General features: G+C 57.8%; 8 protein-coding genes, 4 tRNA genes and 2 pseudogenes. 8 read left to right on the forward strand and 6 right to left on the reverse strand.

What is annotated here, in order from left to right:
- Positions 1–225: 225 nt before the first annotated feature.
- The 4 genes and pseudogenes from HF257_RS29325 (at position 226) to HF257_RS33720 (ending at position 4685) form a co-directional block, all read left to right on the forward strand.
- The gene (locus HF257_RS29325) at positions 226–987 is read left to right on the forward strand and encodes an SDR family oxidoreductase (protein WP_185708901.1); all 762 of its coding nucleotides are present in this window, start codon (positions 226–228) and stop codon (positions 985–987) included.
- 203 nt (positions 988–1190) lie between these two features.
- Positions 1191–2602 (forward strand): annotated as a pseudogene (locus tag HF257_RS29330) (aminotransferase-like domain-containing protein).
- Positions 2603–3635: 1033 nt separating this feature from the next.
- A pseudogene (locus HF257_RS33715) lies at positions 3636–3824 on the forward strand (HAMP domain-containing protein); the annotation flags it as partial.
- 18 nt (positions 3825–3842) lie between these two features.
- Positions 3843–4685: a methyl-accepting chemotaxis protein gene (locus tag HF257_RS33720; RefSeq protein ID WP_408635753.1), complete on the forward strand. Its 843-nt coding sequence runs from the start codon at positions 3843–3845 to the stop codon at positions 4683–4685.
- 36 nt (positions 4686–4721) lie between these two features.
- Here the strand turns inward: HF257_RS33720 and HF257_RS29340 are convergent, their stop codons facing one another.
- Both HF257_RS29340 and HF257_RS29345 read right to left on the reverse strand, forming a co-directional pair.
- Positions 4722–5534, reverse strand: a complete 813-nt coding sequence (locus tag HF257_RS29340) for an alpha/beta fold hydrolase (RefSeq protein WP_185708903.1) — start codon at positions 5532–5534, stop codon at positions 4722–4724.
- A 116-nt stretch (positions 5535–5650) separates the two neighbouring features.
- Entirely contained in the window at positions 5651–6421 is a 771-nt protein-coding gene (locus tag HF257_RS29345) for a hypothetical protein (RefSeq protein WP_185708904.1), read from the reverse strand.
- Between the two features lie 370 nt (positions 6422–6791).
- Between HF257_RS29345 and HF257_RS29350 the strand changes: the two genes are divergently transcribed.
- From HF257_RS29350 to HF257_RS29365, 4 genes are all read left to right on the forward strand, one after another.
- A tRNA-Glu gene (locus HF257_RS29350) sits at positions 6792–6867 on the forward strand.
- 3 nt (positions 6868–6870) lie between these two features.
- Positions 6871–6946, forward strand: a tRNA-Gly gene (locus HF257_RS29355).
- 103 nt (positions 6947–7049) lie between these two features.
- Positions 7050–7125: transfer RNA gene (locus HF257_RS29360), tRNA-Glu, on the forward strand.
- Between the two features lie 3 nt (positions 7126–7128).
- Positions 7129–7204, forward strand: a tRNA-Gly gene (locus HF257_RS29365).
- Between the two features lie 75 nt (positions 7205–7279).
- Here HF257_RS29365 and HF257_RS29370 read toward each other — a convergent pair.
- From HF257_RS29370 to HF257_RS29380, 4 genes are all read right to left on the reverse strand, one after another.
- On the reverse strand, positions 7280–8845 hold the full coding sequence (locus tag HF257_RS29370) for a type VI immunity family protein (protein WP_185708905.1): 1566 nt from the start codon (positions 8843–8845) through the stop codon (positions 7280–7282).
- Positions 8846–8847: 2 nt separating this feature from the next.
- Positions 8848–9456 (reverse strand): VRR-NUC domain-containing protein, encoded by a 609-nt coding sequence (locus HF257_RS33485; protein WP_332872230.1) that lies wholly within the window; start codon positions 9454–9456, stop codon positions 8848–8850.
- Positions 9428–9784 (reverse strand): hypothetical protein, encoded by a 357-nt coding sequence (locus HF257_RS33395; RefSeq protein ID WP_233081483.1) that lies wholly within the window; start codon positions 9782–9784, stop codon positions 9428–9430. Before HF257_RS33395 ends, HF257_RS33485 begins: the two co-directional genes overlap by 29 nt.
- Positions 9784–10808, reverse strand: a 1025-nt coding sequence (locus HF257_RS29380) for a bacteriophage T4 gp5 trimerisation domain-containing protein (protein WP_408635751.1), incomplete at its 5' end; no start/stop codon positions are given. The genes HF257_RS33395 and HF257_RS29380, both read right to left, overlap by 1 nt.

Raw genomic sequence — 10808 nt, forward strand, 5'->3', positions numbered from 1 at the left:
GGACTCTTCTGGAAATGAACCTAGAGTGATAGACCCTGAACAGCCAGGGAGCAAGGTTTACCGAGGGCCGCGAATGCTCCTCGATAGGTGTCGTTGATAGTTGGGCGGACAGCTTTATCACTGTGACTCATGCAGTGAAAACCGGCCCTCTGATAGTGCTGATGTGCCAGTGGAGGTGTTGGCTAGACTCGGTACACCGTAACTTTTCCCACAGGATATCCCTCCATGAGCATGACGTTTTCCGGCCAGGTCGCCCTGGTGACTGGCGCCGCCGCCGGTATTGGCCGAGCCACCGCGTTGGCGTTCGCCGCCGAAGGCTTGAAGGTAGTGGTTGCCGACCTGGATGCGGCGGGCGGTGAGGGTACCGTAGCGCTGATCCAACAGGCCGGAGGTGAGGCCCTGTTTGTACGCTGCAACGTCACCCTGGAAGCGGATGTGCAGCAACTGATGGCGCAGACCCTCAGCGCGTACGGTCGCCTCGATTATGCCTTCAACAACGCCGGGATCGAGATCGAGAAGGGCAAGCTGGCGGACGGCAGCCTTGACGAGTTCGACGCCATTATGGGGGTCAATGTCAAAGGTGTTTGGCTGTGTATGAAACACCAATTGCCGCTGCTGCTGGCCCAGGGCGGTGGGGCGATCGTTAATACCGCATCGGTAGCAGGGCTGGGGGCAGCGCCGAAGATGAGTATTTACGCAGCGTCCAAGCATGCGGTGATCGGCCTGACCAAGTCGGCAGCCATCGAGTACGCGAAGAAGAAAATCCGCGTCAACGCTGTGTGTCCGGCAGTGATCGATACCGATATGTTCCGGCGTGCCTATGAAGCCGACCCGCGCAAGGCGGAATTTGCCGCTGCCATGCACCCGGTGGGGCGCATTGGCAAAGTCGAGGAAATTGCCAGCGCGGTGCTGTACCTGTGCAGCGACGGGGCGGCGTTCACCACAGGCCAGGCGTTGGCAGTGGACGGCGGCGCCACGGCTATCTAGGATCTCGCGTCGCTCCCTATTCGAAAAGGATTAGGGGGCTGTGGGGCTTTTCCATGGCTGGCAGAGTGCCTTGCCCGAATGTGTTTCATTAGGTAAATAATCTAATAAAATCAATGATTTAATGAATTTTAGCGACCGGTAATCCTGGCCTTCTGTGCTTAACTGCTTCGGGTTGAATAACAGACAGTTGAAGTGAGTGGCTCATGGATTTAGGGATCGATCGACAAGCCCTTGTACCGGTGGTGCAGCAAATCGTCAGTGCGGTGGCGGAGTGGATCCGCAAGAGCGGGGTGAGCCCCGGTACGCGTCTGCCGTCCATTCGGCAAGTGGCCCTGGATAACCTGCTCAGCCAGTCCAGTGTGATCGAAGCCTTTGAGCGCATGGTCGCCCAAGGCTTGCTGGCTGCCAGGCAAGGCTCCGGGTTTGTGGTGGCTCAGCCTTCAGCCGAACACCAGGATCATTGGTATGAAGGCGCGGAACAGCAGTGGGGCGACTTCACCGATAGCCCGCTGGGTGAGTTGAAGCTGGGTTGCGGTTGGTTGCCGGACGCCTGGCGCGAAAGCGATGACATCAGCTATGCGATTCGCGAAGTGACCCGCACCGACACCGCCGGCCTGTTCAACTACAGCACCCCGTTGGGCCTGCCCTCGTTGCGCGAGCAATTACTCAAACGCCTGAACCGGCTGCATATCGCCTCCAGTCTTGACCGTATCCTCACTACGGCAGGTGCCGGCCATGCCCAAGACCTGCTGATACGTACGTTGCTTCGGGCCGGCGATTGTGTGGTGGTGGAAACACCCGGCTACGGCAACCTCTACCGGCAGTTGGCATTTCAGGGCGTCACGTTGCTGGAAGTGCCACGCACCCGGGGCGGGCCAGACATTCCGAAGCTCGAAGCCCTGTTGCTGCTGCATCGTCCCAAGTGCCTGTTTATCAACAGCCTCTATCACAACCCCACCGGTTCCAGCCTGTGCCGCGCAGTCGCCGAGCGCTTGCTGGAGCTGGCGCGTCGCGAGAACTTCCTGATCATCGAAGAAGACGTGCTCGGCGACCTGCAGCACGCGAGTTGTACACGACTCGCAGCGTTGCCCCACGATGACCGGGTGATCTATATCGCGAGTTTTTCCAAGACCTTGAGCAGTGCGTTGCGCGTGGGGTACCTCAGCGCCAGTACGGCGATCATCGCGCAATTGGCCAGCCTCAAGACCCTGACCGGTTTCGGCACATCACGGTTTGCCGAAGCGGTGGTCGCGACCTTGTTGGCCAATGGCACATATCGCAAATGGGTCCAGCGCCTGCGCAAGCGCTTGAACACTGAAATGGCGGCCACCCTGCAGGTCTTGGAGGATGAGGAGTGGGAGGTGTTCACAGTGCCAGCCGGTGGCATGTTCCTGTGGGTGCGTCCGGCAGAGGCCCACCGTTCGCGGTTGCAGGCGTGTGCCCGGCGGCTGGGGGTGCTGTTGTCGCCGGGTGCGTTGTTCAGTCCGACCGGGGAGCACAGTGAGTGGATGCGCATCAATGTGGCTTACGCGGGGGATCAAAGGGCGCTCGCGTTGTTTCGTGGCGTGGGCCTGCCAGATCGACCTCGACCATCCTGAAAACGACGAGTGTGTAGCTTTTTGCCATTATTCCGGCGCCAGCGTCTTGTGTTCAGTGCCTTGGGGTTGCCAATCTCGCTTCAGGTAAATCGGGCTTGATGGCATCTGCCATTGCAAGAGGATGCAAGTGCAATGATTTCGGCCGTGCAACGACGTTTCGCCAACCTGGGTATGGCAAAAAAACTGGGCTTGGGTTTTACCCTGGTGCTGCTGCTGACTGCCCTCGTGGCGGCTATCGGCGTGTGGTCCCTGCAAACCGTTGGCCAGCGTTTCGAGGGCCTCAAGGCCATGTCGTCGCTCAACAGCGGTTTGCTCAAGGTGCGCCTGATCGAACAGGACTATGCGCTGCATGCCGACCCCAAGGCCGTCGACGCCTTGCATGAAAGTGTCGATGCCCTGGCGGCCCTGGCGGCGAGTCTCAAATCCCAGTCGGCGGCCAACGTGCCCGTGATGACCGATGTCGAGCAAGCCTTGGCTGCCTATCGCAAGGCGTTCGATGAGTTTGTCGAGCTGACCCAGACCAAGGACCTGGCACTGGAAATGGCCAGTTGGTCAGTGTCCAGCGTGGCCAATAACCTTGACGTGTTGCAGGCCGGGCTGGCGGATGACGGCGCCTATGGTCTCAAGGAAAGCCTAGGCAAGGAGGGCGCCGAGTTTATCGAGCAGGCGGGACAGGTCAGCCAGGTTTCGCGCTTGATGCTGCAAGCGATGAACGAAGCGCGGGTGCGCCTGGACCAGAGCCGCAAGGTGAGTGAAGACGACACCGAGCAAGGCAAGATCGAGCAGGCCGACCAGGCGTTGGCCCAGGTCGAGCAGCTGAAAACGTCGGTCAAGGACTCCGGCTATCAGACGGTGCTCAATGAGGTCTCCGGCCATATCGCGGCATTCAGCGAAAAACTCGGCGAATACACCGGCCTGTTGGCCCAGGAAAAGGTGGTCTACAAACAACTGAATGATCGGGCGGCCCAAGTGGTCAGCCGGGTCAACCAGGCCTACGAGGCCGAAGACCAGTCGATGCAGGCGCAGTTGAAGAAAAGCGCGGTGTTGATCATGGGCTCTTCGGCGCTGGCTCTGCTGGTGGGTTTGATCGCGGCATGGGTGATTACCCGGTTGATCGTCGCACCGCTGCGCAGTGTGATTGCGGTGGCACAGCAGATTGCAGCGGGTGATTTGAGCGGGCGCATGGAGGTCAGCCGCCGCGATGAAATCGGCCAGTTGATGCAGGCGATGCAGCAGATGGGCAATGGCCTGAGCCATATGGTCAGTGGCCTGCAAGCCGGTATCGAGCAACTGGCCAATTCGGCGCATTCACTGTCCAGTGTCACCGAGCAGACCAATATTGAGGTCAGCAGTCAGAAGGAAGAAACCGAACAGGTGGCCACGGCGATGAACCAGATGACCGCCACCGTTCATGACGTGGCGCGCAATGCCGAAGAGGCCGCCCAAGCCGCGCAGACCGCTGACGATAAGGTCGACAGCGGCCAGCAGGTCGTGCGTCAGAGTTTGCAGCGCATTGAGTTGCTGGCCACGTCCAGCACCCGTGCCAGCGCCAGCATCGAAAGCCTGAGTGCAGAAATCCAGAACATCGGCACGGTGTTGAGTGTGATCAAGAGCGTCGCCGAGCAGACCAACTTGCTGGCCCTTAACGCTGCCATCGAAGCCGCTCGTGCCGGTGAGCAAGGTCGCGGCTTTGCCGTGGTGGCCGATGAGGTGCGGGCACTGGCCAAGCGCACTCAGCAGTCCACCGAGGAGATCGAGCGCCTGGTCAGCACCTTGCGCGGCGCCGCGCAGTCTTCGGTGCAACAGATTCAACAGAGTGGCGAGTTGGTCAAGCTGGCGGTCAGCGATGCCCTGGAAACTGAAAGCGCCCTGGGCAGCATCGCGGCCGCTGTGTCGTTGATCCAGCAGATGAACCAGCAGATTGCCGCAGCGGCCGAGCAGCAAAGCTCAGTGGCAGAAGAGATCAACCGCAGCGTCACCAGCATCCGCGCCAGTGCCGATCAGTCGGCGTTGAGCATGCAAGGCAATGCCGCATCGAGCATCCAACTGGCGCAGTTGGGCGCGGAACTGAAAGGCATGGTGGGTCACTTCCGCCTTTGATCGCCGCCAGCGCGCGACGATCAAAGGGCAGGGCGGTCAGGCGTTATTGGCCAGGAACGTCAGCAGTGCTTCGTTGACGTATTCCGGGTTTTCCCGGGCGCTGATATGGCCTGCTTCCGGGATCAGGATCAGGCTGCAGCCGATCAGCTCTGCCATTTCCTCGGCTTCGGTGGGTGGCCGGGGCTTGTCATGCTCGCCGCACATCACTTGAGTGGTGTCGGCATCCAGGTGCGAAAGCTGTTCCAGCACATCCTCACGGCTGAAAATCAGCCGGCCCAATGGCACGATGCTGTCCAGCAGGCGCTCGCGGGAGTGCGCCTGCAACGACGCGCGAAAGTCCTGATACAACGCAGATTCACGGTCGATACCCGGGCGGAAAAAGATCGGTGCGATCACATCCAAAAGCGGTTCGGGGATGGCGCCTGCGTCCTCGATCATCTTGAACAGCGAGAAGTAGTACTGACGCGTGGCCTCGGGTTCGGCCCCGAGGTAGGTGTCCATCAGTACCAGGCTGTTTACCCGCTGTGGAGCAAGCAGCGCGAGGCGTGCGCCCCACATGCCGCCGACCGAAAGGCCCACCAGGTTGATCTGCGCGATATCCAGCTGGTCCAACAGGGCCAAGGCCTGGCGTGCCAAATCGTCTAGGGAACGGGTGTGTGCCGGCAATGGGCCGGATTCGCCATGGCCCCATAGTTCGGGGACGATCACGCGGTACTGTTGCGAGAGTGCTTCGATCTGTGGCGTCCACATGTCATGGCCCCACAGGTAGCTTGAACCCAGCAGGACGACAGGGCCGGTGCCCTGGTCGATGTAGTGCAGCGGTTGTCCATCAATGACGGCGACAGGCATAGCGAGCCTCTGACTTCACGGAGTGAGGGGCATTTTTTACGCTAGAAGGAGGCGGGGGGATAGATGCAAAGTGATGGCTTATGGCGAACAATGTTCGCCATAGGCGACACGGACGATCAATCGTAGATGACTTTCTTTTTCCACTCGGCGTCGGTTTCGACCACCTTCATGCCTTCGGTCAATTCGTTGACCTCGTCTTCGGCAGGCTTGCTGTTGGTCAGCACGGTGGAGTTGGCGCGCGCCAGTTGTGCCTCCAACTGTTGCAGTTGTGCGCTGTAGATCACCGGCTCCGGTTGTTTGCGCAAGTACTGCACGCCACGTTCGAAGGCCAGTCGGGCCTGGCCCGGTTGGCCTTGCTGCAAGGCATGCTGGCCGAGATTGTTGAAGAACTCGATGTGCAACAGCACGAGGATATGGCGAATTTCCTTGATCCAGTGCTTGGCCTCGTTGGTCGGCAGGAAGCCGTCCTGGGCGGCGCGGGTCACTTGGCCGTGCAGGGCTTCGAGAAGGAAGCGTACGTCCTTGGCCTTGGCTTCGGTCTGGATTGGGGCCGGCGGGTTGTTGACCGGGATCGACTCACCCTGGGCGACCAGCGCATTCAACTCGGTGATCCGCGCCTTGACCGGTGCACTGCTCTTGTTGAGGTGGAGCAGGCGTTGGTTGACGTTGAGCTCCAGGCGGGTCAGCAACAATTTGAGCGACGGGGTCATCAACTGGCCCGGGAATGTCTCGGTAATTTCACCGCAACGGCGCAGGCGATCGTTAAGCTCGATCTCGGTGCGCTTCTTCTCCAGTTTGTTGTTTTCCACCACATGGTTCATGTAGCCAATGGCGATCAGTATTACGATCCCGGCTATTACCAGCAGGGTGATCATGAGTGGTGTCACCGGTGTGACCTCTTTATAGGGTTTGCTGTGGAGTGTAGTGATTGGGCCATCCGGCGGATAGGACTGATCGACCAGTTGCCCAGGTAGATTCTTCTATATAGGTACGCTTTTAACGCGGGGCTCCCTGCATGGATGCACATTGCCATCATTTGCTGTGGCGAACTATAGCGCCTTGTCGCGCGTCAGAATATAGGCGTCAAGGTCCAGACAGGCAGAATCCCTGTAGAGCCCCGGAAAGCAGGTCGAAGTCATTGATTTTAATAAATTTATCCTTGGGGGTTGACGACCTTTCAATCCATCCATAGAATGCGCGCCACTTAAAGCGTAAAGCACACAGCGAAACGCGGCGGGTAGTGAATGTTGTACGTGTGTCCCCTTCGTCTAGTGGCCTAGGACACCGCCCTTTCACGGCGGTAACAGGGGTTCGAGTCCCCTAGGGGACGCCATTTGCGGGAATAGCTCAGTTGGTAGAGCACGACCTTGCCAAGGTCGGGGTCGCGAGTTCGAGTCTCGTTTCCCGCTCCAATTTAAGCAGTGTTGCTCTTGGGCGGCACTGAGTGAAACCAGGGCATAATCTTCGGATTTAACCTCTGGGCACTGGAATACACACCATGTGTTTCAGTAGCGTGTCCCCTTCGTCTAGTGGCCTAGGACACCGCCCTTTCACGGCGGTAACAGGGGTTCGAGTCCCCTAGGGGACGCCATTTGCGGGAATAGCTCAGTTGGTAGAGCACGACCTTGCCAAGGTCGGGGTCGCGAGTTCGAGTCTCGTTTCCCGCTCCATATTCAACAAAAACGCCGATCAGAGATGATCGGCGTTTTTGTTTGTGCGCGAAAATCCATGCTTATCCGTCGCTATCACGATGGCTGCAGTCCCATCCAAAGCCAGACGACGTTCTCGCCATCCACAGTCGGCATCAAAACGCCGTGTTCAATGACTTGCTTACTCTCCAACTTATATTCACACACCCAGGTACCCGGATACGGGCAGGGTTGACCGCTGTTCGCGCGCATGCCGCTGACCGTCCAGTGCCAGCGCACAACCCGGCCTTCATGGGTGGGGAGCCGTTCGTTCAACTGAACATCGCGTGCGACGAATCGATCGTTTTCAACTTCCCAGCGTCCCGCGCGAGGCGCCGGTTCATGAGTATTGGCATAGCGGGCAGGCGCTGGTGCTGTTTGATCAAGATCACGCTGCCATGTCACCAGATCGTCTGTGGACGCCGTATCGAGGCCTGGCATGATCTCGCCCTGTTTGAAGGCTCGCCGGGTTTGCGCCCGCCCTGGAACCAGCCACCATCCGGCTTGAATGCAAGCTGTTCCCGCCACCATACGTAAAGGCATCGGTGCAGAGATCTGGGCAGAAGGCATGGGCAATGGAGCGATGAAGCGCGTTGCTGGCGTAGGCCAATCGCTGTCAGTGTCAAAGCGGGCCATCCAGCGCCGACTGTCAGCATCGGTAAAACGCTCGTTGGGGTCGCCATCCCATTGGCCGAAGCCCAGCAATCCCAAGTCGTCGTTGCGGATCGGCTTGAGCAGTTTGTTCAAGAGCATGGGCAGTTCGGGCACGCCTTGTTCGACCGGATACAACTCTGGCTGATCGCCCAGTTCGATCCATTGGCCGCTCTGTAATTCGGTGATGCTGATGCGTGGGTGAGACAGCGCCGTACGTATTTGCTCGCGGGTCAGGTCAAGTTTTTCGCGCCAGTGGTCGGCGAGCAGGAAGGCCCAGGTGGGGGGGCGGATGCCGTGGACCAGTTCACTGTTCATACAGAAGGTGTAGTCGATATCCAGGCCGTAGAAACTCGGGGTGAGTGCCCGCTCCCAAGTGGTGATGGCTGATCGCGTACCAAATTCAAGCGGGTTGGCCATGGCGAAGCCGCTGTAGACCTGATGCGCCTTGAGCAGGTCAATGGTCTTGAGCACAAAGCGGCGCCATGCTTCGCGGTTGTCCAGCCACCATTGCCAGCGGTAATAGAACGTTATTGAGGAGTAAGGGTTATAACTACCTTCGTATTCTAAAAATGATGTTCGCCAGAAGTAACCTGCCGTTGTGGGTGACGTGGCATGGTTTTTTTCATCAGTGAAGTTAAAGACAAAAGTTTTATAGCGAGAAATTTTCCTGGCCTGTTCACGAAGATCTGGCAGGCGTGTGGAGCCATATGGGTGTGGACGCTCCGACATTGGATGGGTGCCAACGGTGTAAGGCTTGCCAAGAAGTTGTTCGAAGGTTTCATGGATATCCACCATCATCAGCGCTGCTTCTTGGTGGTTGTCTGGGCCAGGGGGGAAGTAGAAGCTGATGAAAGGGCTGACGCTGTGTCGAGCATCGTCAGTACCCCAATCAGTGTTTGGCCACTCCTTGAGCTCTGCAATAAATTCATCACGCTCATTTTCATCAAACAAATTATGGGTAGTACTCACGTTCACCTCCTGCTTTTGGCGCCCTTGGATGTAGGGGGCCGTCTGTTATCCGTTTCAGAGCCAGTGCAATCTTCCGGAACGCGTAGCAAGGCCACTTTCTCCCGCCCAATCTTTTCTCGGTTGGCGCCTGTTTTGGGTCTCATCAGTCGTGCGTAATCGTTTATTTGTGTTTGCTTTACCCAATCCCCCGGAAACTTGATCTCGACCGCCGCAAATACGTTTTCGATCTCAAAGGGCTCCTGACGGTATTCCACTACCACCAAATCCGGTGCTAGCGAGCTCGGGCGAGGCCAGAATGGCTGTATCGCGCTGCCAAACCGTTTGGGGCGAGTTGTTGGATCGCCAAGCAACGCTTTTTGGCTGCTGCGGTTGTAGTTCGGCTCGGCCTTGAGTGGGCTTCTCCATTCCAGCGCCTCGTCCACGGACTCAAAGAACAGCGAGGCCGTGAACTGCTTGAGTGCAACCTCAATCGTGGTTTCCACTCTGTCGCCCGCGATCTTCTTGCGAATGCGGCGTGGCACCTTGATCGGCGCCTGCAGGGCGACTGTGCAGACTTGGCTGATAGCTGGGCGAAAAGGTACTTTACGTTCGATGTATTCCTTGAAATTCACGTTCTCTCTGCCTCTTCGAGAAAGGTACTTTACGTTCGATGTATTCCTTGAAATTCACGTTCTCTTTGCCTCTTCGAGAAACCGTGCTGTTGCCACCCCGGTCTACTGCGGCAAACGTGGAACTTTTGCGGTCGATTTCACGCGCCATTGCTTCGATGGTGTCTTGAAGAACTTTTTTAATCTGCTTTCTTCGCTCGTTAATCTCTACGGCAAGCTGGGCCAGTTCGGTGGCAGTTTTGGCGTTTTCATAAGCCTGGTTTGCTCGGTAGGCCCGATAGGCTTTGTCGATAACGTGAGCGAGAGTTCGGGCAATGGGGATTACTGGCATCAGTCGAGGCCTTCGCTGTAATGGGCAAGAAAGTCATCAGGAAAAATGACCTTGGTCTCTACGGGTGGGGTCTCATCATCGAAAGCCATCAGATAGGGCTGCCAGGTTTCGGTGATTCGCTGATCGTCGCGCATGATTGCCTTGTGGGCCTGCACGGGTCTGGATGCCTCGGTAACAGTCCAGTCAGTTGCCCCTTGGGGGCAGGTGAGGCCTTCGCTGAGTAGGGTGGCGCCATCAGTGATGCGATATCGATAGCCCGCGAAAGCACGTTGATCGTTCTTCAGCAACGTGTAACGTCCCAGGAATGCTCCAAGTGGTGCGGCGGGAGATGGTGGACTGCCGAGCGGGTTGCCCGTACCGATTGCATCTGTGGTGACGGGGCCTTTGAGCTTTATGGTCAGCCCATCAAGGGTAATGCCATCGCTATCAATCGTGATGCTGCCACCGGGGGCTCTCAGGACAATGCGTTCGCCTGATGAAACATCGAACACTGTCGTTTTTTGCTCAATGCGTTGCCCTGCGCACAGGTAGTAGCGGTTTTGGACTGATTGCTCGGCACTGCCTCCAATCTGGATGTTATGGTCAGCGGCGATTTTATCATGCCGGTTGTTGGCAATTTCCTCGACGCGGTCCCCGCCGATGCTGGTGTGATGATTGCGTCCCAGCGTCTCAATTCGGTCACGACCCAGTTGCAGATGCTGATCCTGCACAATAGCAATGTGCTCGTCGTTACCTACTCGCTTGCTGCGGTTACGGCCGATTTCTACCTGCTCGTCGTGTTCGACCTTCTCGCTTCGGTCGTTACCCACGTAGTGGGTGTTGTTGTGTTTGATATGGACGTTCTTATCTTTCTCTGCATGGATGAACACTTCCTGATGGCCCAACTCATCCTCAAAACGCAGCTCATTGAAGCCATCACCCTTATGAGTTCGGCTTTTGATGGTCATCCGCGTCTTGTGCTTGGGCAGCTCATACGGCGGCAGATTGGTCTGGCGGTAGGTGCGGCCCGTGGCGATAGGCTGGT

It is taken from the genome of Pseudomonas cremoris (genome assembly GCF_014230465.1).